The sequence below is a fragment of the Pedobacter terrestris genome (assembly GCF_052343045.1).
Taxonomy (GTDB): domain Bacteria; phylum Bacteroidota; class Bacteroidia; order Sphingobacteriales; family Sphingobacteriaceae; genus Pedobacter.
Map to the genome: position 1 here is coordinate 3171896 of NZ_CP180264.1, position 24180 is coordinate 3196075.

20 protein-coding genes and 1 tRNA gene are annotated in these 24180 nt (G+C 38.2%); 11 read left to right on the forward strand and 10 right to left on the reverse strand.

Going from position 1 to position 24180, the window contains the following annotated elements; genetic code table 11:
* Nucleotides 1-3: 3 nt before the first annotated feature.
* Genes ACJVDH_RS13390 through ACJVDH_RS13405 form a run of 4 tightly spaced genes read right to left on the reverse strand, consistent with a single transcriptional unit; the run spans nt 4 to nt 6184 of the window.
* Nucleotides 4-1524, reverse strand: coding sequence for a RagB/SusD family nutrient uptake outer membrane protein (locus ACJVDH_RS13390; RefSeq protein ID WP_443943912.1), 1521 nt, complete (start codon nt 1522-1524; stop codon nt 4-6).
* Nucleotides 1525-1542: 18 nt separating this feature from the next.
* On the reverse strand, nt 1543-4536 hold the full coding sequence (locus tag ACJVDH_RS13395) for a SusC/RagA family TonB-linked outer membrane protein (protein ID WP_443943913.1): 2994 nt from the start codon (nt 4534-4536) through the stop codon (nt 1543-1545).
* 24 nt (nt 4537-4560) lie between these two features.
* Nucleotides 4561-5595, reverse strand: a complete 1035-nt coding sequence (locus ACJVDH_RS13400) for a FecR family protein (RefSeq protein ID WP_443943914.1) — start codon at nt 5593-5595, stop codon at nt 4561-4563.
* 58 nt (nt 5596-5653) lie between these two features.
* On the reverse strand, nt 5654-6184 hold the full coding sequence (locus ACJVDH_RS13405) for an RNA polymerase sigma factor (RefSeq protein WP_443943915.1): 531 nt from the start codon (nt 6182-6184) through the stop codon (nt 5654-5656).
* A gap of 522 nt (nt 6185-6706) precedes the next feature.
* On the opposite strand from ACJVDH_RS13405, the gene ACJVDH_RS13410 reads away from it, so the two are divergent.
* Nucleotides 6707-7054, forward strand: coding sequence for a hypothetical protein (locus ACJVDH_RS13410; RefSeq protein WP_443943916.1), 348 nt, complete (start codon nt 6707-6709; stop codon nt 7052-7054).
* A gap of 138 nt (nt 7055-7192) precedes the next feature.
* Complete coding sequence (locus ACJVDH_RS13415; RefSeq protein ID WP_443943917.1) at nt 7193-8026, forward strand: alpha/beta fold hydrolase; 834 nt, start codon at nt 7193-7195, stop codon at nt 8024-8026.
* 13 nt (nt 8027-8039) lie between these two features.
* Here the strand turns inward: ACJVDH_RS13415 and ACJVDH_RS13420 are convergent, their stop codons facing one another.
* The gene (locus tag ACJVDH_RS13420; protein WP_443943918.1) at nt 8040-8438 is read right to left on the reverse strand and encodes a response regulator; all 399 of its coding nucleotides are present in this window, start codon (nt 8436-8438) and stop codon (nt 8040-8042) included.
* Between the two features lie 417 nt (nt 8439-8855).
* Here ACJVDH_RS13420 and ACJVDH_RS13425 point away from each other — a divergent pair, with 417 nt between their 5' ends.
* The 4 genes from ACJVDH_RS13425 to ACJVDH_RS13440 all read left to right on the forward strand — a co-directional run bounded on the left by ACJVDH_RS13425 (nt 8856) and on the right by ACJVDH_RS13440 (nt 12991).
* The gene (locus tag ACJVDH_RS13425; RefSeq protein ID WP_443943919.1) at nt 8856-9482 is read left to right on the forward strand and encodes an insulinase family protein; all 627 of its coding nucleotides are present in this window, start codon (nt 8856-8858) and stop codon (nt 9480-9482) included.
* A gap of 159 nt (nt 9483-9641) precedes the next feature.
* Nucleotides 9642-10115 carry a TspO/MBR family protein gene (locus tag ACJVDH_RS13430; RefSeq protein WP_443943920.1) on the forward strand — a complete coding sequence of 158 codons (474 nt, stop codon included), beginning with the start codon at nt 9642-9644 and terminating at the stop codon, nt 10113-10115.
* A gap of 51 nt (nt 10116-10166) precedes the next feature.
* A complete protein-coding gene (locus tag ACJVDH_RS13435) occupies nt 10167-12464 on the forward strand; it encodes a patatin-like phospholipase family protein (RefSeq protein WP_443943921.1) in 2298 nt (765 codons plus the stop codon).
* Nucleotides 12461-12991 carry a hypothetical protein gene (locus ACJVDH_RS13440; RefSeq protein WP_443943922.1) on the forward strand — a complete coding sequence of 177 codons (531 nt, stop codon included), beginning with the start codon at nt 12461-12463 and terminating at the stop codon, nt 12989-12991. The genes ACJVDH_RS13435 and ACJVDH_RS13440 overlap by 4 nt, the downstream gene beginning before the upstream one ends.
* Nucleotides 12992-13024: 33 nt before the next feature.
* On the opposite strand, the gene tamL is transcribed toward ACJVDH_RS13440, so the two are convergent.
* A complete protein-coding gene (gene tamL, locus ACJVDH_RS13445; protein ID WP_443943923.1) occupies nt 13025-15454 on the reverse strand; it encodes a translocation and assembly module lipoprotein TamL in 2430 nt (809 codons plus the stop codon).
* On the opposite strand from tamL, the gene ACJVDH_RS13450 reads away from it, so the two are divergent.
* The 4 genes from ACJVDH_RS13450 (at nt 15445) to ACJVDH_RS13465 (ending at nt 18145) form a co-directional block, all read left to right on the forward strand.
* The gene (locus ACJVDH_RS13450) at nt 15445-16191 is read left to right on the forward strand and encodes a TrmH family RNA methyltransferase (protein ID WP_443943924.1); all 747 of its coding nucleotides are present in this window, start codon (nt 15445-15447) and stop codon (nt 16189-16191) included. The two genes, tamL and ACJVDH_RS13450, sit on opposite strands and share 10 nt — an antisense overlap.
* Before the next feature lie 68 nt (nt 16192-16259).
* Nucleotides 16260-16333, forward strand: a tRNA-Cys gene (locus tag ACJVDH_RS13455).
* Nucleotides 16334-16366: 33 nt separating this feature from the next.
* A complete protein-coding gene (locus tag ACJVDH_RS13460) occupies nt 16367-16537 on the forward strand; it encodes a spore protein (protein WP_443943925.1) in 171 nt (56 codons plus the stop codon).
* A 291-nt stretch (nt 16538-16828) separates the two neighbouring features.
* Nucleotides 16829-18145 (forward strand): serine hydrolase domain-containing protein, encoded by a 1317-nt coding sequence (locus ACJVDH_RS13465; RefSeq protein ID WP_443943926.1) that lies wholly within the window; start codon nt 16829-16831, stop codon nt 18143-18145.
* Here ACJVDH_RS13465 and ACJVDH_RS13470 read toward each other — a convergent pair.
* From ACJVDH_RS13470 to ACJVDH_RS13485, 4 genes are all read right to left on the reverse strand, one after another.
* A complete protein-coding gene (locus tag ACJVDH_RS13470) occupies nt 18142-19179 on the reverse strand; it encodes a quinone-dependent dihydroorotate dehydrogenase (RefSeq protein ID WP_443943927.1) in 1038 nt (345 codons plus the stop codon). The two genes, ACJVDH_RS13465 and ACJVDH_RS13470, sit on opposite strands and share 4 nt — an antisense overlap.
* Before the next feature lie 123 nt (nt 19180-19302).
* Entirely contained in the window at nt 19303-19953 is a 651-nt protein-coding gene (locus tag ACJVDH_RS13475) for an NAD(P)-dependent oxidoreductase (RefSeq protein ID WP_443943928.1), read from the reverse strand.
* Between the two features lie 42 nt (nt 19954-19995).
* On the reverse strand, nt 19996-20880 hold the full coding sequence (locus ACJVDH_RS13480; RefSeq protein ID WP_443943929.1) for an MBL fold metallo-hydrolase: 885 nt from the start codon (nt 20878-20880) through the stop codon (nt 19996-19998).
* A gap of 51 nt (nt 20881-20931) precedes the next feature.
* Nucleotides 20932-21342, reverse strand: a complete 411-nt coding sequence (locus ACJVDH_RS13485) for an Rrf2 family transcriptional regulator (RefSeq protein ID WP_443943930.1) — start codon at nt 21340-21342, stop codon at nt 20932-20934.
* A gap of 888 nt (nt 21343-22230) precedes the next feature.
* On the opposite strand from ACJVDH_RS13485, the gene ACJVDH_RS13490 reads away from it, so the two are divergent.
* Nucleotides 22231-24138 carry an ABC-F family ATP-binding cassette domain-containing protein gene (locus ACJVDH_RS13490; protein ID WP_443943931.1) on the forward strand — a complete coding sequence of 636 codons (1908 nt, stop codon included), beginning with the start codon at nt 22231-22233 and terminating at the stop codon, nt 24136-24138.
* The last annotated feature ends 42 nt before the right edge of the window (nt 24139-24180 follow it).

The following is a 24180-nucleotide window of genomic DNA, read 5'->3' on the forward strand; positions in this document are numbered from 1 at the left end:
TATTTAGTAGCTTGGATTTTGTTTCAGATTTTTGTTGAGTACCAGTTCTGTTGCCGGTATCGGAAAAATATCTTTACTGGCGCCTTCGTTTCCGTTTTTAAAACCCCATTTTCCCTGGTATTTTCCAAAACGAATTAAATCGTTTCTTCTCCAACCTTCCCAAGCCAGTTCCCGGCCACGTTCTGCCAAAATTTCGTCTAAAGTAATACTGGTTACTTGTGGTGCTTTGGCACGTGTACGGATCAGATTGACCAAACGTACAGCTTCGGCGGTAGAACCACCGGTGCGCAATAAAGCTTCAGCTTTGCTTAAATACACGTCTGCAAGTCTAAAAATTGGCATATCATTGTTTTGGAAACGTGTACTGCTATTGGTATTTGGATCTGGATAAAACTTGATGGAACGGATTCCGCGGGAGATGCCGTTTACTTCTGGTCCAACATCCATTGTTTCTGTATTGGTTAGCACAATTTCAGGTGTAAAATCCAATTGCGCAGTTCCGTTTAGAATAGGCGTTGTACCATTTGCTAAAAATTGTTTACCCACAAGCCAGTTGGTATTGCGCACATCACCATTTAAATTAAACGTGTCGTAGAATTCTTTCAATGTACATTGTGCATTACTCGGACTAAATGGCAAATTGTATTTTGCGCGTAAGGTACTGTGCAAAGTAAAGCGTGTCATTGCATTTCCGCCAGAATAATTGGCGTCATAAATCGCTGCAAAAATGGTTTCAGAGTTTGCGCCATTGTTTACAGCAAACAAACTATTGTAATCGCTTACTAAAGCCATTGATGAACCAGTGATAATTTTATCTGCATAAATGATTGATTCTGCATACATCGGCTTGCCAATATAATGTTCGGCATTTAAATACATTTTTTGAAGAAGTGCATAGGCCATCCATTTTGTAGGGCGACCGTAATAGGCATCTGTAACAGTTGCAGGTGCAGAAAGCGCATCAACAGAAGCCAAAATCTCTTTCTCGATGTAACTGAAAACTTCTGCTGGTGTAGATTGTTTAGGGCTTTCTGCTGTACCGAATGTCGTAATCGGAACATTCCCAAACATATCCATTGCATAGAAATAATACAACGCACGCATAGTGCGGATTTCATTAATGAATTGTGTTTTGGTTGGACTATCTGCCGATTTCTCCAGTAAATTTAACACTCGATTACAATCGCTAACGCCTGCGTAACACCACTCCCACGCGCTTTGAATAATTGGATGATCTGCAGCCCAATTGTGTTTGTGCAAGGTTTGATATCTTCCTTGATCATAGTATCCACCATTTCTGGCGGTAATAATAGCTTCTTCGCTCGTCAACTCATACATTCTCCAGATATCTACACCAAATTTGGCATTAAATTTTTGGTAAACTGTTCCGGTAGCGGCTACAAAAGCATCTGGCGTAACCGGAAAATTATCACTGGTTAACTGAGATTCTACAGGTACATCGAGTTTTGTGCAGCTTCCTAAAGTTAGGGCAGCCAATGCGGCAACTGTTATATATTTTTTCATCTTAATTGGCTTTAAGGTTTATAGCGTAAAGTTTAGCCCGAAAATTGCCGAGCGTGTTTTTGGATAAAAATTGCGGTAATCAATACCTGGTGTTTGTCCAGCCATATTGATTTCTGGATCTACACCTTTGTATTTCGTGATGATGAACAGATTGTTTCCGGCAGCATAAATGCGCAGGTTTTTATTGCCTTTCAGTTTAAAAGTGTAACCTAAAGTTGCATTATCCAGGCGCAGATATGAACCGCTTTCCAGATAACGATCAGATACAAACTGAGCTTTATCATCATTAATTGATTCTGTTAAAGTAACCTTGGCAATATTAGTTTGAAGGGCATAAATTGGCGCATTCATATCGGCAAGTGTAGCATTCAGGATTTTGTTTCCATATACACCGCGGATGAAGAAATTAAAATCAAATTGTTTGTATCTGAAGGTGTTGTTCCAACCGTACAAAAGTTTCGGCTGTGCCGATCCGGTTACATCAAAATTTTCAAAACCTGTATTTGCGGTAGATGCATTTCCGTTTTTATCGTAAAACATAGATTTTCCGGCAGCATCTTTTCCGGCATATTTAAGCGTATAAAATGTTCCTAAAGGCAAACCTTCTCTGATAATCTGATAACCCAAAGCACCAGACTGGCCTCTTCCGCCTACGTTTGCAGTATAAAACTCGCTGGCCTGAAAAAGATCGTTAGATATTGAAATGATTTCGTTTTTATTGTGCGATAAATTGATCGCTGTATTCCAGCTAAAATCTTTTGATTTTATTGGCGTGGTGTTTAAAGTGAACTCGATACCTTTGTTAGACATTGCACCTACGTTTGCAGTAAGTACGTTGAAAGGATATTGCGTTGTAGATACAGAATATGGTGCAATCAGATCAGTCGTTTTTTTGTTGTACACATCGATTGATCCGGATACTTTGTTCTTAAACAAACTGAAATCTAAACCAAGATTTGTTGTAGCTGTACGCTCCCACTTTAAATTCGGATTGTCATTCTGTGTTGGGCCGATTGCCGTAAGCCATTTCCCATTAGAATAGAAGTATGATCCGGCTTGTGCGCCATAAACCAATCTGGCTGTATAGGCATCAAAACCTACTGAGTTACCAGAAACGCCATAACCTGCGCGCAGCTTCAATTGATCTACAAAAGATACATTTTCCATAAAATCTTCGCGATCGATATTCCATCCGGCAGAAACCGACGGAAACATTCCCCATCTGTTATTTACGCCAAAGGCGGATGATCCATCGCGGCGCAAAGTAGCCTGAAGAATATATTTGCCTTTGAAATCATAAATCGCTCTGCCATAAAACGAGATTAAACGTAAAGTAGAAATGTAGTTTGTCCCATAATTTACAACAGTAGTGCCATTGCCATTGCTCAAACCAATGTTGTTCCATAAAAGATCATCAGATACGAAATTCTGCCCCGATGTTTGGAACCCATCACCATTCCGGTTCTCTTGCCATGAATATCCAGCAAGTAATTTCATTGAATGATCGCCAAAGGTTTTATCGTAATTAAAATATCCTTCAAAAACCTTTTGGGTGTTTTTAACTGACGAACGTTCTGCATAACCGTTAAAACCTTGTTTAAGCATAGAATATCTGTTGTTGTACAGATTTTCATTAATCTGCTCATTTTGCATAGACACCATAGCATTAAAATCCAGGCCATTTAAAATGTTTACTTTAGCACCTCCATTTACAAGATAAACATTGGTTTTACCCTGAAAAGTGTTGTTTTGCAACAAAGCTACCGGATTGTAGTAACCACCAGTTCCGGTTGTACGGGTCGGATCTTCATAAAAAGTTCCATCAGCATTTTGTACCCCAACGGTTGGCAAATAAGTAAACATGTTGTTGTACACCTGACTGGCAATTCTATCGTTGGTGGTATTACTATTGGTCAGGTTTAAATTTAATTTCAGGCGATTGTTTAACAAACGTTGCTCCATATTGGCACGTGCAATAAAGCGCTCCATACCAGAAGTTTTAATGATCCCCTGGTTGTTAAAATAATTGACACTTGCACCATAAGATGAGTTTTCTCCACCGCCATTAAAACTCAAATTATGATTGTGTGAAATACCTGTACGGGTAACTTCATCCAACCAATTTGTACTGGCACCGTTGTCGCTTATTTTATCTAAAGTTTTTCCATTGGCGGATAAATAACCGCGCAATTCATCTGCTGAGGCCATTTCTATAGAATTTGAAATCGTTTCTGATGCGGCATAAGCACTGTAAGAAAGTCGACCGTCTCCTTTTCCGGCATTTCTGGTATTGACCATAATTACACCATTTGCAGCGCGTGAACCGTAAATTGCTGTAGACGATGCATCTTTAAGTACTTCCATGCTAATGATATCATCTGGTGCAACCAGGTCTATAGAAGCGCCAGGTACACCGTCAATTACATAAAAAGGTTCTTGTGCACCTTCTCTAAAGCTAGAAGGACCGCGCAAAATTACCGCAGGTTTATCTGTCGGATCACCACTTCTGGTGATATTTAAACCTGCAACTTTACCTTGCAACAACTGCCCTGGCGAGCTTACTACACCGCGGTTAAAATCTTCCGGACGTACAGAACTCACGCTTCCTGTAATTTCATTTCTTCTGCTTTTGCCATAACCAATTACAACTTCTTGCAATGCATTAGATTGCTCTTTCAGCTTGATGTTTAGGGCAATTTCTTGTCCGCTGCGCAGAGTATAACCAGACAAAGTATCGGTTTCATAACCAATTGAACTGAAAATAAAGCGATACGGGCCACCGGTTGCGATGGTTTTAAAATTGAACAATCCGTTTGAAGAGGTTGTAGTTACGGTATATTTTTTTGTGCCTTCGTGCTCGGCCTTTACCGTAACACCAGGTAATGGCTGCCCGGATTGGTCTTGCACCAATCCCTTCACAGGAGATTCCTGGGCAAAAGCAGGTGCTGCCAAAAGTACTGCACCGAAGCACAGCATACGTTTTAGCGCTCTTAATGTTGTAGAATACATCATAATTTGTGTGGAATGATATGGGTTTTATTTGTTTGATTTTTGAATAATGAATAGTTCTGGAGTCTCTTTATGGAAGGTTAGATTGTTGATCAGGCAGATTACCTGAAGCACTTGCTCTACTGTTTCCTTCTCTATATTAACCGTACCTGTATAGCTAATCTGATCGATATCGGCATCGCGTACGTGTACCTGTACATGGTAGTTTTCTTTCAACAATTCCATCACTTTGCCCAACGGGATATTGCGCATTTCAATGCTGTTGCCATTTCTAATCAGCTCTTGTTGTGCAGCTTTGAATGGTATATTTATTTTGCTTACGGCGGCTAGCCGCGTTTCGGGGTTGTAGATTAAAACCGTACCAACGGTAGAAATGTAGGTTGGTGGTTGAGGATAATTCGTGTTTTTAACTACAATTTTACCGGTATGCAGTTTAACAGAAACCCGTTTTTGCGGGGCATTTGTATTTATGGTAAAAGATGTACCCAATGCAGTGGTTTTTAAATCGCCTGCAAAAACGCTAAAGGGTCTTTTGCGATTATGGCTAACTTTGAATTTTGCCTTTCCGTCCAGATAAACATCCCGAAACTTTCCATTAAACTTTCGGTTAAATTTTATACTTGATGATGGATATAAAGAAACAACAGATAAATCCGGCAACTGTATCTCGCGAATTGATGCAGAAGAATTATTAACTTCTTGCCAGATTGCTTCTATTTGGGTTGCAGGTTTTGTTTTTGGCAAACTACTGGCCGATGGATTGCTCAGTTCTTGCGCAGAGTGGTTAAAGCCAAACCAAATGGCAATGCCAATAGCCAAGGCAATACAAGCGGCAGAAAGATATGGCCCAAAGCGGGCAAGTATTAAACGACGTTGTTGTTTGCCATCCGCAAGCTCAGCTATCCTATCGTGGATAAATTGTTGCATTTGGTTGCTGCGTTCTGCGCTGGGTTCATTTTCTGCTCCCGTTTTAAACGTTGCCCATTCCGCATCTGTAAAGTGCTTACCAATAATTTTTTTCCCGTCCCGGAGTGTTTCTTTGCCCGGTTTTCTAGCTTTCATACTGGTATTACGTGCACCAGCAGCTCAGCCCTTACGGCTTAACAATTATTTAATATGACTAAAGAAGAATAGTGTACATATACTGTTTTAAGCGCGACAGTACTTTGCCAATATGGCTTTCAACAGTTTTGGTAGAAATACCCAAAATATCGCCAATTTCGGCATATGAAAGACCGTTTTTCCTGCTCAGATCAAAAACCATTTTCCGCATGCGTGGCATTGCCTCCAACTCTCGCTCAAAATGTTGTAGCATATCGCGGCTTTCAATCATCTTCATCAGATTATCTGTAAAAGGATGTTGCTCGTACTGGTTGTTGTACTTAAAACGTGTGGCTTCCTTCCGCAATTCATCAATCATCACCTGGCGTGCCATTCCGAAAAGCTGAATATCAAGTGTAACGTCTTCTTTTAGTGCCGATCTTTTTTCCCACAAGCGAATGAAACAGAGTTGTACCACTTCAGAAGCAACAAAATCAGATTGGGTTTTATGGAAAATAAACCCATAAATCTGTTTATGAAAATCGCGGTATGCATTGTTGTACACAACCATATCGCCTGCTTTTATACCCAGTATGATTTCGTTATTCATTAGTTGCGCAAAAATATCATGCGCCGAAGATGTTGGCTTTAATTCTATATTATCAATGTGTAAACAATTTAAGTTCTTCCACACGCAGCGGTTTGAAAAAAAGAATCTGGCTGACTTTAAAGCACTTTCGCATTTGAGGCGCAAATTTGAAAACAAAACCACAATAAACTATGTATTAACTGCACAATAACCTCGCGCACCATTCTTAAAATGAAAGATTACCATTCTAAAAAATGCAACCTAAGCATGTCTGTCAGCTTAATTCTGCTTTGCGTTTTTTTAACCTTCGGATTTGTCGCAACTCAATTTAAAAACCCAGAAAAGTTTGGTTTTAAAAAATGGGATGACAAACGTGCTGCAAAAAAAACCTTCGCAAAGCGATTTGATGGTATATCACCTAAAAACTTAAACTAAGGTTGGTTTGGCAAAACTGTTGAAAAGCCCATAAAAGCATTAAAAATGTTGAAAATGAAATCGAAAAACCTTTGTTAAGGTTTCACAGAAGTTTATATTTTTGCCGCCATGTCGTCTATTTACGAAATACTTTATCTTTTTGAAAGCCCTAACTTGGCCATTACCGAAATTAAACGCCTCGATTTAGCGGCAGATGCGGATATTTCTGATGTTTACCACTGGCTATATCTCGATAAAAAAACCGGCGAGTTGCTTAAACTTTGGTTCAGATCTATGGATTCATCCATGGAAATTGAGGAGCGATATTTTGAACAGGGTTATCTAAAATTTAACCACAACAAAGCAACATTTATTGAAAAATACAACTCTGCACAACACAATTTGGATAAACGCGAAAACAACGATGCGAGTGCTGCGATTTTAGCTTCAATACACCACTATCTCGGCTTAAGTTAAGTCCGACTTCAAACTGCTAACAACAGTAAATGAGTTCATTTTCTGTTCATTCTTTTATTTATTTGCGGCAAAGCCCAACATTTTATACATTGACGGCTTCAAACAAACAAATCTTCCCACGCATTTAATTGCAGCCATATGAATCCCCAATTGATTAGAAATAATGTTAACATTATTGGCGAAGGTAGCCAGGTAATTGTTTTCGCACACGGCTTTGGCTGCGCACAAAGTTCATGGAAATTTATTATAGATGCCTTTGTTAAAGACTATCGGTTGGTTTTGTTTGATTATGTGGGTTCTGGAAATTCCGACATCAGCCAGTATGATTACCACAAATACGCTACTTTGGAAGGTTATGCCTGCGATGTTATTGATATTGTAGAAGCTCTGGAACTTACCGATATTATTTTTGTTGGCCACTCGGTAAGCAGTATGATTGGAACAATTGCTGCACTTCAAAAACCGGAAGTATTTAAGAAACTGGTATTTATTGGCCCATCTCCACGGTACTTAAATGACAATGAATATATTGGCGGTTTTGAACGCGATGATATTGAAGGTGTTTTTAAACAAATTGCGACCGATTATGTAAGTTGGGCAAAAGCAATTTCTCCTGCTGTTTTAGGCGATAATTTCCAACCGGAAATGGCAGAATTTCTTCAGGAATGTTTCGAAGCAACCGATCCGAGTATCGCATTGGCCTTCGCCATGACGACCTTTAAATCAGACACCAGGGCACAACTAAAACAACTTACCGTACCCAGTTTAACGCTGCAATGCAGAAATGACATTATGGTACCGCTTTCTGCCGGAGACTATATTCAAAAACATACGCCAGAAAATTTTATGGTTGTAATGCAGGCAACGGGCCATTATCCCCAAATCAGCGCACCGGAAGAAACCATCAGAGAAATCAAAAAATTTATTGCACAAGAAACAAATATTCCGGAGGAAGCTGTTCTTATCCATTAAGAATTTCCAAAAATCAAGCGGGTATAAAAATGGTTATTATTCCCGCCAACTCTACTTTCTTTACCGGTTTAGACAAAATGGCGTCTACACCAGCTTCAAAACAATTATACTGAACAGCTTCAACATCACCGGCAGTTAAGGCAACTAATGGAATGGAATGTTTACCGTCTTCTGCACGAAACAAACGAACAAAATCGCGGATGTGAATTCCAGGCATATCCAGATCAAATAAAATGAGACGGGGTTTAGCCCTAATAAAAACGTCTTTCAATTGGTTTACATCTTTCATAAAGGCAAAACTGAGGTCTGCCTGCTGAAGAAAATCGGATAATAAATCCTGTCCAATTTGCGAATTTTCTAATATGAGAACGCTCGCATCCTCACGGAATGGCAATGGAGAATTGGTATTCATAAAGCTTATAATTTAGATTAAGCTTGAATCTATCCAAGCTTTCCTTTCTAATGTAATTTGTAGTTTTTTGTTTTAATGATTTATTGTGTTTCATACTGAACAATGGGCCAAATGGATAATTTCTGTCATTATTGGTCCATCCCCTAGAGTCACTGCAACCTTAAAACATTGTATTAACACCTCATCTAGACCACATTAACCTAATCTGTGTCATATTCAAAATCATTTGAGAATATTTTCAAAAAAATATAATGAACAAAATGAATAAAATCTACATTTGTAGAAAACCAGTCAGTACAAATACCCGTATATAGCCGCGTAGTTCCGTATCAGACCCTCCTACATCGTATTGAAACAAGGTTTTTTATGTATTCACAAAATTAAAACAGAGATTATTCAAAAATTTTATTCACAAAAATGAACACCATCAAAACAATTTTACTGTCATCTCTAACGCTCCTCTCTCTCTACAACGCCAACGCACAATCTATGAAAGAACCTGTTGCCTTCAAGCTAAAAAATGGCATGAATGTAATTGTTTCTGAAAACAGTCAATCGGCAAAGGCATATTCAAGTTTTACAATTGATAGAAGCGCTTTTGACACTAAAAAGGATGGCGTTCTTGAATTGTTTATTGCCGTTTTAAACGAATCTGTTGACGAAAAAAACAGTATTCAATTTACAGCCAGAAGCGGCAGATTAAATACCACAAACAGCAACCTTGATGCAGATTTAACAGAAATGTCGAAAAGTATTAAGGCACCAAAAATTGACGAGTCCGTATTCGAAGCTGCTAAAACCAGCTTATTGGCTAAAGTTAAAGCCAACAAATCTGATTACGATCAAAGCGTAAATACACAATCTGTTTCGGCTTTAAGTCTGTCAGATGTAACTGATTTTTATAACCAGATTACACCAGAAAATACGTATTTGACCATTGCTGGCAATGTAGAATTGGCTACAGCAAAAGATGCTGCAAAAAAAGCGTTCGGAAACTGGGTAAAAACACCAAGCCGGGAAAGCAATACGGTAGTAAGCAAATAGTTCTACCTTTATATTAAACAGCCCTTCGATATAGATTGAAGGGCTGTTTCTATCCATTTTTTTTACAAGGATTAGGAAAAATAATTGTCGTCGAAAAGTTTAATACCATTTGCAGAAAAATTTTAACTGTGTAAAAAGTTTATTCGATACTTTAGCAGAATGAAATTCAATCCCATCGCTTTCATCATCAATATCGCCATTACACTTAGCGTGGGCGCGCTTGGTGGCTGGGCAACTGCCCAATCGGTTAAAACCTGGTATCCAACGTTGGCAAAACCGAGCTTTAATCCACCAAATTGGTTGTTTGCACCTGTATGGACAAGCCTTTATATTTTAATTGGTATTGCAGCTTATTTGGTGTGGATGCGCCGCGCTACGATCGCCCACTTTCCAAGAACAGTAGCCATATATTTTATTCAACTTATTTTGAATCTTGCCTGGTCGTTTTTGTTTTTCTACCTGCATGAAATCGGCTTTGCCCTTTTTGAAATTCTGTTGTTGTGGCTATTCATCATCATCAACGGATTGCGGTTTTACAAAATCAATAAATGGGCGGGTTTAATTTTTATCCCCTATTTAATTTGGGTAAGTTTTGCAACGCTTTTAACATACAACATCTTTATTTTAAATTAATCTTTTAAAAGAAAAGCTTATTTTTAGAGAGTGGTAACTCATAAAAATTTTTTGCTGATATTCTTGATGCTGTGTGCTACCCAGACTTATGCGCAGAAAGTAGGCTTGGTTTTTAGTGGGGGCGGCGCCAAAGGTTTAGCACATATTGGTACACTGAAAGCGCTGGAAGAAAATCACATTCCTATTGACTACATTACAGGCACTTCAATGGGCGGAATTGTTGGCGCCATGTATGCAGCAGGTTATGCGCCAGCAGAAATAGAAAAAATTGCCACCAGTACTGATTTCCAGAATTGGGTAAACGGACGGTATACCAGTGATTATACTTTCTTTTTTCAGAAAAACACTCCCAATGCATCCATGCTAAGTGCTAAAGTTGCAATTGATACGGGTTTTCACTTCTCCTTCCGTTCTAATATCATCAATGATATTCCACTTAATTTCGCTTTTTTAGAACTTTTTTCTCAAGCTTCGGCGGTGTCTAAAGGCAATTTCGACAATTTATTTGTTCCTTTCAGATGTATGGTTGCAGATGTACTTTCGCAAGAAAGCATTACGGTGGCCAAAGGCGATTTGGCTGAAGCTGTACGCGCAACGATGACCGTTCCTATTGTTTACCGTCCAATTAAATTAGATGGAAAATACGTTTTTGACGGCGGACTTTACAACAACTTTCCGGTAGATGTGATGAAAAAAGATTTCAAACCAGACTATATCATCGGCACAAATGTTTCTTCTAAAATCTACAATGAATATCCAAAAAATATAGATGACAGGTTGATGAACCGTTTTTTGGTCTACATGTTTCTTTCTAAAACCGACTCTACCTTAATTGGAAAAAACGGCGTTTATATCCAACCAGATGTTGGTGATTACAGTGCTACCAATTTTACACCAGTAGAAGAATTGATCCGTAAAGGTTATGAAGCAACACTTGCAGACATGCCGCGGATTAAGGAATTGATTAAAAACAGAACAGATTCTGCTACTTTGGCCGCGAAACGGAAAAAATTTAACGCTAAAAAACCCGATTTTAAATTCAGCAATATTGTAGTGAGCGGGGTAAACGATCAACAGAAAAAATATGTAGAACGTTTATTCAAAAGCGATAAAAAGACTTTTGATCTTGCTGATATCAAAAGAGGATACTACAAACTTGTTGCCGACCAGACTTTCGAGGCCATTTACCCCAAAATTACCTATCAGCCTTTAACCGACAGTTATACATTTGAAGTAGTTGCCCAGCCCAAAAAAAGTTTTAAAATTGCACTCGGCGGAAACATTTCTACACGCCCGATCAGCAATGTATTTCTGGGTGCAGAATACAATTACCTGAACCGCAAATCTTATACTTTTGGCACCAGCTTCTACTCCGGCCGTTTTTATGAATCTGTACAGGTAAACGGAAGGATTGATTATCCAACAAAACTACCGCTATTTGTGGCCGCAGAACTGACTTATAATCACTGGAATTATTACAATACCAGCCAGATTTTTATCGAAAATCCACAACCAACCTACATCGAACAATCTGACCGGAAAATAGACCTGATGATTGGAATGCCTTTAAACTACAATACAAAAATTGTACTGCATTCCTCTTTTATCAACAACAATGACCGCTACAGCCCCAATAATACTTTCGCTTTAGGCGATATATTGGACCAGACCATTTTCAATGGATACAAAGGTGCTGTTAACTTTGAAAAAAACTCGCTAAACAGAAAACAGTATGCCACCAGCGGACAAAGTTTTTCATTAAGTGTAGGTTATATTACAGGTCGTGAGAATTACAATCCAGGCAATATATTCAGAAATTCGCCCGGTTTTGCAGAGATCAAAGGTGTAAGCACATTGCGCCATTGGGCTACTATCAAACTAACACAGGAAAATTATTTCCTGCACCTAAATAAATACACTTTTGGCTATTTGGTAGAAGGTGTAATTTCTAATCAACCTTTGTTTAGCAACTATTATTCTACACTTTTGTTTGCTCCGGCTTTTTATCCACTTCAGGATAGCCGCTCTTTATTTTTAGACCGTTTCAGGGCTGCGACATATGCTGCAGGTGGCATCAAAAACATATACTCGCTACGTAAAAACCTAGATATCAGGGCAGAAGCTCATTTATTTCTTCCGCACAAAGAATTTGAATTAAGCAATTTTCAAGATGTTGCCTACGCCAGAGCAATTACAAAATTGCGTTATGCCGGCACCGCTGGCTTGGTTTACCACTCACCTTTAGGTCCCGTAAGCCTAAGTTATAATTTATACAATGATGCAATTAAAAGAAATGGCGTATTATTGCACATTGGATTCTTAATTTACAACAAACGTTCTATAGAATGAAAAGGATAATTTTACTATGTCTTTTATGCTTCGGCTATTTTTTCGCTCACGCACAGAAAGCGTCAATCAATAATTTTCTGGTAAAAGAAAACCTGTTAAAAAACAACAAACTTGCAATTATTGCTGCAGATTCTCTTGGTGTACCCAATGAAAATATTAGCGGTGTATACACTTTTAGCGTAAGCGGTTTTACACAAATTTTGAAATTTAATGATGGCATTGCTGTTCTGCCTTTGCCAATTGATAAATCTACCTTTGTATACATCAAACACCAAAATGATTTTGGAACCCACAGCAAACTTGTATATGTGTACAAAAAAGATTCTGACTTAACACCCTACAGCATCAACAGTTTATGGTTATTTATCATTCCGGTTGTGCTGATTATTACGGCGTTCGCTTTTCGTAAACTGATTATTTTTGTGGTGATCATCTTCCTGATTTTCGTTTATTTTAACCACAGCAATGGATTAAACCTATCTACTTTTTTTGAAAGTGTTTTCGACGGACTTAAAAATCTCATTTGATAAAATATAATTTTCTCAGGCATATCCGAGTTGTTAAAAAGGCATACCAATACCGAAATTATATTGTAAGAAACGATACGTATCTGGCCCGTGCGTAGCATTATATGTATCGCGGAAAGATTTGCCTCCAGAAACAAATTTCTGAATAACCCATTGATCAGATCCGCTAAATTGCGGATCTTTTATTTTCAATCCGATATCAAAGCGGAAAACAAAGTACTGCACATCATACCGCAAACCCATACCTGCGCCAATTGCAGCCTGCTGGGCAAGTCTGCTAAATTTAAACATTTTGATTTCTGCCTGCGCATCGTCTGCATCTCTGGCAAGTGTCCACACATTACCCATATCTATAAATGCCGCACCTTTTAAAGATGCACCAAAGAATTTTCGGGTAATTAGGTAACGGTACTCCAAATTGGCTTCGAGGCGCAAATCTCCAATTTGATCAAGACCAAAAAGCGCTTGCCGCACAGCATCAGAAGCCAGCACATCCCGGTTATAACTTCCCGGCCCTAAAGTCCGTGCCTGCCAGGCGCGGATTCCACTAGAACCACCCGCAAAGAATTTTTTCTCAAAAGGTATAGAAACCGAGTTTCCGTAAGCATAACCAATACCGCTATTTAAACGCGCAACAAACTGGCGGTTACCGCCCAAATGTTTGTACCAGCGGATATCAATTTCCGGGCGTACATACTGGTTATATGGCAAACCCGCAATCTGGCCGTAATCCCTCTGCGTAGAATCTGCATCCAAAAAATTGGTCGGATTGTGTTTCGATCCTGTAAGACGGGAAACCGCCCAAATGCTGTTTCCGGCAACGTCAATATTTCCGCGGAAATAAACAAAACTGCGCAACTGCAATAATTTATCGGCGTTTAAAGAGTACGTGTATTTAGAACCAAAAGTGATGTCTTTCCTTCCAAGCAGATCTACATAATACTGATTATTAAAAAGCGTATTAAAATCGATATTCTGCGTTTCCAGATTACCAAAACGATACTCAAAATTTAATGGGGTTAGCGAGTGGAGTTTTGATTTTGTTTCTACCCAATCATACGTTACCGAATTGATTAAAATCCGACGTGTTAAGATATCTTTTTGCAGCGCATAAATATAACTGGATGAAAATGTGGTATGCGGCATTCCGTTTCCGCCCAATGTTGGGTTGTAAAACGGAATAAGTAACCTGGGTACACTTATACTTGCACTGATCGAAAAATCGCGTTGATAGATATCTTTAAATGGAGATTGACCATTCCCGATCCGTGATTGCAAACCTCCTTTTACCTGAAGTTCAAACCGTTCTGCACCACGAAAAAGGTTATTGTTTGTATACGTATTACTCAAATTGAAACCAACCGTACCGCCATTAAACGGTACTTCTCCTTCTATCCGGTTGCTCATCACTTTTTGCGGCGTAAGCTGAATTACTGCATTGACTTTATTTGACGTGCTATCTCTGTTGAAATAGTCAATTTTTACGTTTTTAAAAATATTTAACTGATATAAACGATCATAAGTGAGGTTTTCATTCCGAATATCAAACAGTTCGCCTTCTTTGAGAAAATCGTATCGTACAATAGGATTCCGTCTGTACCGCTTGGAAAAATCGGTATAAATAATCCCATTTAGTGTATCCTTACTCAGTTTATAGCGAACAGAATCCGGGAAACCATCGGGATTAGGCGCAATTAACATATGCGTATAACCAATCGCATATTGTCTGTGCTCCCCTTTTTCTGGATTGATTACATTTAACCGAACGTCTACTTTATGGTCTTTAGAACTGGCATCGGCGCCAATAACGTCAAAACTGATATATGGGCGCAGAAAATAGAAATATCCATTCTCTTTCATTAACTGATAAATCTGCTCGCGCTCATAAGTTAAGGAATCAGAATCGTATTGCATACCTGCATGCAAATGTGAAACTCTTGCCTTATTGCCAGAATAAATAGATTTTATGGTTCCATTCGGGATAGAATCTTTCAATCTTCCGATAAAATACGCAGGCCCTGGTGTGGCTTTGAAATGGATATCTGCCTTTTTATTTTTGACCTGAATATCGGACGTGACCTTAGCCTGGAAATATCCTTTTCCATTCAGAAATTTCTCTATTTGCGTGCGCGATATTTCTACAAGCGTACTGTCCAGAATGGCTGGTGGCGTACCGAAAGGCTTAATGTTATTGGTTTTGTAACGGCCATCTTGCGTGTTAAAGAGATTGTACAGCGGAACATTTATACTAAAGGTTGATGCCGGACGAATGTCTTTCTGAACATAATTATACGCTTCTTCAGAAAACTTGGAATCTACACTATCAATGCTTACATTCTTAACGATAGCCTGATAATCTGCAATATATTTGGTTGATGAACAGGCCTGCATTAAAACAATAATTAATAGTAATATTGCAGGGTTTTTCAGTTTAATATTTATAAGGTATTGGTATGCTTTCAAAATCTCAGATTAGTTTTGTTAAATCGTTACATCAAAAAAAATATCGCAAAGAACATGGCTTGTTCCTGGTTGAAGGGATAAAATCCATCCAGGAATTTCTGGATTCAAATTACCAGATTCAGGCCATATTTTACAACAAAGAGTTCGCCCATTTGTTACCCAAACTGCCAACAAATATAAACTTATTTGAAGTAAACAACGCTGAATTGGATAAGATTAGTACACTGCAAACGCCACAGGGTTTTCTGGCATTGGTTAACTTGCCTAAAAACATGCCTATCCAACCGAAAGACTTACAAAAACAGTTTACTTTGGTTTTAGATGGCGTGCAAGATCCGGGCAACCTCGGCACAATTATCCGAACGGCAGATTGGTTTGGCTTTAAACGTGTAATCTGTTCTGAAGATACAGTAGAAGCCTACAATCCAAAAACCGTTCAGGCTACAATGGGCTCACTTGCCAGAGTAGAAATGTATTATCAAAACTTAGAAAATCTAGTAAACGAAGTCAAAATTCCGCTTTTTGGTGCTTTGCTGGATGGGAAATCTATCTATAAAATGGACTGGGGAAACGAAGGTTTAATTGTTCTTGGAAACGAAGGAAAAGGGATCTCTCCCGCTTTGGTATCCAAAGTCAATCAACCAGTTACCATCCCAAGAGTGGGCGCAGCAGAATCTTTAAACGTAGCAGTAAGTGCAGCAATATTTTGCTCAGAACTAATTAGATGGCAAAAGTAAATTCAATTTTATTGAAATTTTATTTGCGTAGTAACTATAAATCACTATTTTTGCAGCCTTGAATTTAAGGTCGAGTGGCCGAGTGGCTAGGCAGAGGTCTGCAAAACCTTCTACAGCGGTTCGAATCCGCTCTCGACCTCCATTTGTACAAATAAAATAATAAAAGGTTAATACCATGGCAGTTACCAGATTAAAAAGAAAAGACAGAAGAAATAAAAACTTTGCAAAACAAGAAGTTGATTTTTTGAAAAGAGCAACCAACATCGAGTTGGGAAGTCGTTCAGCTCAACCTAAAAATGATCAATTGGCTAAAAACAACGCTGTTTTAGCTGCATTGGCAAAATAGTTTAGCATTCTTCTATAAAGATTTTAAAGCATCCTTCTGATCAAAGGATGCTTTTTTTATGCCTCAAAATTTATTCTCTTTCTTGCCATAATTGAAGGCTGCACAACATAAGTTGTGTTTTTCGAAAATCAGATCACAATAAGGTTATTGTTTTTTCCGTGATAATCAACGCCCGGATTTTGATTTAAAAGCAAACGCATCTCGGCCTCATCGTTAGTAAAACCGACCCCATAAATCTATTCGGCTTATCTGGATTCTTTTGATTATCTTCAAAAAAATTACGACTCACAGATGAAAAATTGCTTTCTCACCGCTCTACTCCTTATTCTTCCTTGTTTTTCTTTTGCTCAACAGCTAAATGTCAAAGGCTTAGATAGTCTTTTTACTGCTTTAAAAAGTAACGACAAGTTTATGGGTACTTTTGCAATCGCCATAAACGGGAAAAGTGTTTTTAGTCGGGCAATCGGCTTTCGCGATATAGAAACCAAACAAATTGCTTCAATAGAATCAAAATATAGAATCGGGTCTATCTCAAAAATTTTCACAGCCACACTGGTGATGAAAGCGATTGAAGAGCATAAAATCAAATTAGACCAAACCCTCGATACATTTTTCCCATCGGTTAAAAACAACGAAAAGATAACTATAACCAACTTACTCAGCCATAGAAGCGGCATACACAATTTGACCAGTTTGCCCGACTTTATGCAATGGAATACGCAGAAAAAGAGCCGTGAAGAATTGGTAAAAATTATTGCCGATGGCGGAACCGACTTTGAGCCCGGCACGAAATACGCTTACAGCAACTCCAATTATATATTACTTACATTCATTCTGGAAACAGTATATAAAAAATCTTTCTCGGAGCTCTTAAACGCAAAAATTATTAAACCACTAAAACTTACGAATACCTACGTTGGCTCTAAAATTAGCTTGAACGCCAATGAAGCCAATTCTTATGGATTTGATAATGGATGGAAAAAGGAAACAGAAACCGACATGTCTATCCCACTGGGCGCTGGTGCAATAGTTTCAAATGTGATGGATTTAAACACGTTTATGTTCGCGCTAATGGAAAATAAAATTGTTTCTGATACTAGTCTAAAACAAATGGAAATGATGACTGACGGATATGGTTTAGGAATTAAATCTTTTTATTACCATGATAAATTCGGTTTTGGCCACACTGGCGGCATTGATGGATTTTCATCCATTTTGGGTTACTTCCCTGCAGACAAAATCTCTATTGCCGTATTATCTAACGGAAATGAATATTCAAACATGAAGCTTATGCTTTCTGGATTAGATGCTGTTTATGGCAAAACAATATCCATCCCAAACTTTAAGACAATTGATTTAAAACCCGAAGATCTCGAACCTTATCTCGGTGTATATGCCGCAGAAAATTTTCCTTTTAAAATTACCGTAAGTAAAAAAGATAATAAATTGTTTACCCAGGCAAGCGGACAAACGGAAATACAAATGGCGGCTACCGCGAAAGATCGTTTTGAATTTTCTGCTTCTGGTATTGTTCTTGAGTTTAAACCAAACGAGAAAACGATGATTTTAAATCAATCCGGCAAAAGCTTTACACTCAAAAAACTTTAAGGTGCAGAAACCAGTGCTTTACAGATACTTTTGATTAATCCAGGTCCTTCATAAATAAAACCCGTATACAATTGTACCAGAGAAGCGCCAGCATCTAATTTTTCTTGTGCGTCCTCAGCAGAGTGGATACCACCAACACCAATGATGGGGAAAGCTTTATTTGATTTTTCTGAAAGATAACGGATTACTTCTGTAGAGCGTTCTTTAACCGGTTTACCACTTAATCCACCGGTTTCTCCGGTTAATATTTTCTCGGTATTCAGATTATCGCGACTGATGGTTGTGTTGGTTGCAATAATGCCAGCAATTTTAGTTTCGGCAACAATTTCAATAATATCATCTAATTGTGCATCTGTTAAATCGGGCGCTATTTTAAGCAAGATCGGCCGATTCACTACATTTTTCAAATTACGCTCCTGCAAGGTATTCAGGATTTTTTTCAAAGGTTCCTTTTCCTGAAGTTCGCGCAAACCAGGCGTATTTGGAGAGCTTACGTTAACCACAAAATAATCTACAACATCAAAAAGACGATCAAAACACTTAATATAATCGTCTACCGCATTTTCATTTGGCGTGGCTTTGTTTTTCCCGATGTTACCGCCTACAACAATATCAGGATGTTTATCTTTTAGAATACGCAAACGTTCTGCCATTACATCTACACCCTTATTGTTAAAACCCATTCTGTTAATCAAGGCTTTATCATTCGGCAAGCGAAACATTCTTGGCTTATCGTTTCCGGGTTGTGGCATCGGCGTAACGGTTCCAACTTCTATAAAACCAAAACCCAGGTTGCTTAACGCTTCTACATATTCGCCGTTTTTATCAAAACCTGCAGCAAGACCAACGGGATTTCGGAACTTAATTCCGAAAACTTCTCGTTCCAAACCTTTAATGTGTACGTCAAAACTACTTCTGATGATGGTTTTTCCGAGCGGAAATTTATCATTAAACCACTTTAATCTCTTAACAACGAAATAGTGAACGTTTTCAGGATCAAATTTGAAAAATATAGGCTTAATTATTCGATACATGCCACGAAGATAAATAAAATATAGAAAAAATGTAAGGTGGGAAATGTAAGACAGATAATAATATATCATCTATCTTACATCTTCTTTTGGCCTACACTGCTGTTTCCACCTTACCCACTACTTTTAATATGCGGCTGTAAATTGTTCCTGATAATGAACATTATTCTCCAATTCATCTACAATTACGACAGATAAATCTTCAACTGATAAAATTGAGCGCCCATCTTCATTAAAAACCGGACTGGTTTTACCTAAACGATATTTACCTGTTTTACCGATGGTGATCCCTTGATGCATTTCAATTGCCGGAGAAAAAAACAACCAGTTAAATCCGGTTTCTTTTTTAAGAATGTTGAAATAATCACGTACAGCAGAGGCTCCCGGTTTAATTTCTGCCGGAAAATCTGGTCCGTCTACCAGTTGTTGTCCGTCAATTTGTAAGGTGCCAGCGCCACCAATGAAAATATAACGTTCTACTCCGGATTTCTTCACAGCCGTTTGAATGGCTTCTGCCCCTTTCATAATATCGTCATAAATGTTTGGATTCGTCCATCCCGCGTTAAATGCGCTTACCACCGCATCTGCACCAGCCAAAATACCAGCCAGTTTTTCTACGTCCAATACATCTACAGACGCTTTGGTCAATTGATCATTTACGGTATCAATTGCATCCGTATTGCGTGCAATGGCAAGCACTTGGTGCCCGCGTTCCAATAATTCTGTTAAAAGGGCTTTGCCTACAAAGCCGGTTGCGCCAATTAATGCTACTTTCATAATTTTTGATTTTATATTGTTTTTTAATAATTAATTATTTTTCTACCATTTCATTTCGCCGGTATTCACTTTAGCGCCAAGCTCCAAACTGGTTTTGCCTTCAAGATTCGGATATCTGGCGTCCATCACTTTGATCAGATCAGCCGATTTTTTATATTTTGCCAATTCTACATCGAAATCTTGAAGGTATTTTTGTGTAAACAGAATCGCAGATGTATCACAAGCTGCATTTGCAGTCATATGACCTGGAATAACAATCTGCGGTTTTAATTTTAACATATCTTCCAGAATGGCAATTCGTTTTTCCCTTTTTTCTTTAGTCTGGTCATCAGCCGTAAATACATGTTTATGTCCAACTATAGCATTGCCGCCAAACAAAACTTTAGAAGATGGAATCCAGATGTAAGTTCCTTTTTTGGTATCGGCTGTGGTGTTCTTAATAAGCATTGGCGTATTCTCTACCCAGAGCGTATCGCTTTTTTGTACTTGAGGAAGAATTACATTTGTCGGCATCTGATCTTTAAATATGGCACCCCAAGTATCTAATTTATTTTGTTGAGTGGCTTTTATATGTTCGATAATTGAAGGTTTTGCGGTGACTAAAACATCTGGAAAAGCACTTTTTATCCACGCCAATCCAAAATAATAATCCGGATCTTCATAACTAATATAAATCTGTTTTAATGTTTTGCCACTTGCTTTCAACACCTCTACAACTTTCAGCGCGTTGCTTTTCGTGAATTGAGCATTTACCAGAATCGCATCAGTTTTGCCCGATACTAAAATTGAGTTGACGCCGAAACCCGAATCTGGAGCATTAATAACCGTTAAAGTTAAAGGACGCGCATCAAAAACCCTGAGCGTTTGTGCGTGTATTCCATTCGCCAACATGGTGATGGCCAGAATAAAAAATAGCATTTGTTTCATAAGTAAAATTTATTGTAACATTTTTTGTTACAGTTATTATGATTTTTTTTATTAGGTAAATTTTTTACAAAAATTTTCAAGCGTCTGTGTAGACAATTGGTCAATCAAAGCTTTTTCAGCATCAGCATACAGGTCATCGAGATTTTGGTTGATTTGTCTTCCAACCGGGCATTTTGGATTTGGATCATTTTTGTTTTGCCCCAGAATTGCATTTTGACGAACGGCCTTGTAAATATCGCCAAGATAAATCTGGCTTGCTGCTTTCGCCAGCGTAGTACCCCCGCCTTTACCCTCTTTACTTTCTACAAAACCATGTTTACGCAAATTAATGATCTCTTTCCTAACGATTACTGGATTTACATTGATACTGCCTGCAAGGTAATCGGAACTCACCAAACGCCCATTGTTTTTCGCCAATAAAACGAGAACATGCAGAGAGATCGGGAACCGATTGTTATTCATACTGTAGTTATTTTTAGTACAGTACAAAGTTAGTCATAAAAAAATTTGGCTTCAAAAAAATGTTAAATTAATATTCCTATGGGTTTTAAGCTTTACCTTTGCAAAAAAATAAAAGCCTGAAATTTAAAAAAACCGTTCAAAATCACCGGAGTATATTTCGCCATTTTCTTTGCGTTATTGTTCTAATGCCTTACCTGATTCCACAAACGCTTACTACAGAAATCACCAAAGTGATTAACAAAAACATTGAGGGGGAAGTTCGTTTCCAAAGCCCAATATTTCCTTTTTTAGCCATTTCCAGCCGCTTACTATAAATCTGAATACATTTTTAATAAAAGGTGGTGCTCCGTTTCGGCAAGATACTTTGCTTTACGCTGATCGGATAGCACTCGAAATAAAATACCTGTGAATATTTTATTGAAAGCTGATGTAGATTTGCCAATATTAAAAGTTATATCCTTTTAAACGTTTAGAACTTGGCGGAAAAATGAACAAAAACCTGCAAACCAAAGGGGTTTACAATAAAAAAAATCATTTCCGGTGACCAAAGCAATAGTTAAACTCAACGGCGGCCGATTTAAAATATCCTCCTTTCAACAGGCGCATAAAATACTGTGATTGACGCCGGTTTGTTTAGTACATACCACAATTTAAAAATACGAAACTGAATATCAGGACGGATTCCTTTTCTATGGCTGCAAGCTTTTACCTTACAGGCAAAAGTTAACAATTCCGAAAATGAAGCGTATGTTATACGTTGGAAAAAGCAGCATTTTTTGAAGCGATATTTTTATAGATTTTAATTTTATAAACCCATAACAAGCAAGAATTGACACATCTGATTTAGCGCGCAAAAAGACCTTTAAATTTCGTACTTTTGCAGCCGAAATGATTTCAATAAATAATTTAACTTTTCTTATTGGCTCAAGGGCTTTATACGATGATGCAAACTGGCACATTAAACCCGGCGATCGCGCTGGTTTAATTGGTGCAAATGGTACCGGAAAATCTACACTTTTAAAACTGATTGTTGGCGAATATGCACCCAGTTCTGGCACTATCTCCATGTCTAAAGATCTGAAAATCGGTTACTTAAACCAGGATTTACTTTCTTACGAATCACACAATAGCATTTTGCATGTTGCCATGGAGGCTTTTGAACGCCAAAACAGGCTTCATGACGAAATTGAAGAACTATTAAAGAAAATAGAAACCGATTATAGCGAAGAGGTTTTATATAAACTGAGTGATAAACAACAGGAGTTTGAAGCGCTTGATGGCTACAATATTGAATACCGCGCCAACGAAATTCTGGCAGGTTTAGGTTTTAGCACTTCAGATCAGCAAAGAGCCTTAAATACCTTTTCTGGAGGTTGGCGCATGCGGGTAATGCTGGCTAAAATTCTTCTTCAGAATCCGGATATTCTTTTGCTCGATGAGCCAACCAATCACATGGATTTACCTTCCATTAAATGGCTGGAAACTTATTTGGCAGGCTTTGAAGGTGCAATTGTAATCGTATCGCACGATAGGTATTTTCTGGATAAAATTGTAAACAGAACAGTAGAATCCCGTAAGGGCAAACTCACTATCTACGCCGGAAATTATAGTTTCTATCTGGAAGAAAAATCATTAAGATCTGAAATTCAGAAAGGCGAATTTAAAAACCAACAGGCTAAAATTAAGCAAGAAGAACGTTTGATTGAACGTTTTAAAGCAAAAGCGAGTAAAGCCAAAATGGCCCAATCGAGGATGAAAGCCTTGGATAAAATGGAACGTGTTGAAGATGTAGATGATGACAACCCGACGGTAAATTTCAGTTTCAAATTTACCAAACCATCCGGTCGCCATGTAGTCCGCATTGAGCATGCAACCAAACGTTATCCAAATGTTCACATTCTGGACGATGCAGAAGCCGTAATTGAAAAAGGCGATAAAATTGCTTTGATTGGCGCCAATGGTAAAGGTAAATCTACGCTACTCAGAATCATTGCCGGCACTGAAGGATTTGACGGAATGTGCGAAACCGGTCACAATGTAACCACAACATTCTTTGCGCAGCATCAGCTGGAATCTTTGCACTTAGACAATTCTATTTTGGAGGAACTTCAGGCTTTTGCCCCAAAACATTCAGATACTGAAATTAGAGGTATTTTGGGCTGTTTCCTGTTTACTGGCGATGATGTATTCAAAAAAATCAAAGTACTTTCCGGAGGAGAAAAATCTCGTGTAGCGCTGGCAAAATCACTGACTACAGATTCCAACTTCCTTATTCTGGATGAGCCTACCAATCACTTGGATATTCAATCGGTAAATATCTTGATTCAAGCTTTACAACAATTTGAAGGAACCTTTATTTCGGTTTCTCACGATAGATATTTTCTGGATAATGTAGCCAATAAAATCTGGTTTATTGAGGAAGAAAAAATTAAACAATATCCGGGTACTTATGCCGAATATGAAGAGTGGAACAGCAAACGCATAGTTCCCATCTCTAAACCAATTCCGGTTAAAATGCCTGAAAAGGAAAAACCAGCACCTAAACCTGTTACTCCAAATACGGCAAATCAGTTAAAAAAACTGAACGACGAGTTGCAAAAAATAGAAAAACAGATTGCAGACCTGGAAGAAAATGTGAAAGCAATTGAAGCAGAACTGGCAGATGAATCTGTATACAGCAAAGTGGATAAACTTGCAGAAACAAATACACGCTACCAAAATACCAAATCGGAATTGGATGCCCTTCAGAATAAATGGGAGACGCTTGCATCTGAGATTATGGAATTGGGGGGATAAAAAAGTTTTTTTTCCGCAATCACACCGAATTAGACGCCCCGT

Coding starts and splice junctions, on each gene's coding strand:
- ACJVDH_RS13475 (WP_443943928.1), bottom strand. CDS start 19,953: ATGAAAGTAGCATTAATTGGCGCAACCGGCTTTGTAGGCAAAGCCCTT.
- ACJVDH_RS13485 (WP_443943930.1), bottom strand. CDS start 21,342: ATGAATAACAATCGGTTCCCGATCTCTCTGCATGTTCTCGTTTTATTG.
- ACJVDH_RS13420 (WP_443943918.1), bottom strand. CDS start 8,438: ATGAATACCAATTCTCCATTGCCATTCCGTGAGGATGCGAGCGTTCTC.
- ACJVDH_RS13425 (WP_443943919.1), top strand. CDS start 8,856: ATGAACACCATCAAAACAATTTTACTGTCATCTCTAACGCTCCTCTCT.
- ACJVDH_RS13415 (WP_443943917.1), top strand. CDS start 7,193: ATGAATCCCCAATTGATTAGAAATAATGTTAACATTATTGGCGAAGGT.
- ACJVDH_RS13480 (WP_443943929.1), bottom strand. CDS start 20,880: ATGAAACAAATGCTATTTTTTATTCTGGCCATCACCATGTTGGCGAAT.
- ACJVDH_RS13390 (WP_443943912.1), bottom strand. CDS start 1,524: ATGAAAAAATATATAACAGTTGCCGCATTGGCTGCCCTAACTTTAGGA.
- ACJVDH_RS13490 (WP_443943931.1), top strand. CDS start 22,231: ATGATTTCAATAAATAATTTAACTTTTCTTATTGGCTCAAGGGCTTTA.
- ACJVDH_RS13470 (WP_443943927.1), bottom strand. CDS start 19,179: ATGTATCGAATAATTAAGCCTATATTTTTCAAATTTGATCCTGAAAAC.
- ACJVDH_RS13465 (WP_443943926.1), top strand. CDS start 16,829: ATGAAAAATTGCTTTCTCACCGCTCTACTCCTTATTCTTCCTTGTTTT.
- ACJVDH_RS13460 (WP_443943925.1), top strand. CDS start 16,367: ATGGCAGTTACCAGATTAAAAAGAAAAGACAGAAGAAATAAAAACTTT.
- ACJVDH_RS13400 (WP_443943914.1), bottom strand. CDS start 5,595: ATGAAAGCTAGAAAACCGGGCAAAGAAACACTCCGGGACGGGAAAAAA.
- ACJVDH_RS13405 (WP_443943915.1), bottom strand. CDS start 6,184: ATGAATAACGAAATCATACTGGGTATAAAAGCAGGCGATATGGTTGTG.
- ACJVDH_RS13440 (WP_443943922.1), top strand. CDS start 12,461: ATGAAAAGGATAATTTTACTATGTCTTTTATGCTTCGGCTATTTTTTC.
- ACJVDH_RS13410 (WP_443943916.1), top strand. CDS start 6,707: ATGTCGTCTATTTACGAAATACTTTATCTTTTTGAAAGCCCTAACTTG.
- ACJVDH_RS13450 (WP_443943924.1), top strand. CDS start 15,445: ATGCTTTCAAAATCTCAGATTAGTTTTGTTAAATCGTTACATCAAAAA.
- ACJVDH_RS13430 (WP_443943920.1), top strand. CDS start 9,642: ATGAAATTCAATCCCATCGCTTTCATCATCAATATCGCCATTACACTT.
- ACJVDH_RS13395 (WP_443943913.1), bottom strand. CDS start 4,536: ATGATGTATTCTACAACATTAAGAGCGCTAAAACGTATGCTGTGCTTC.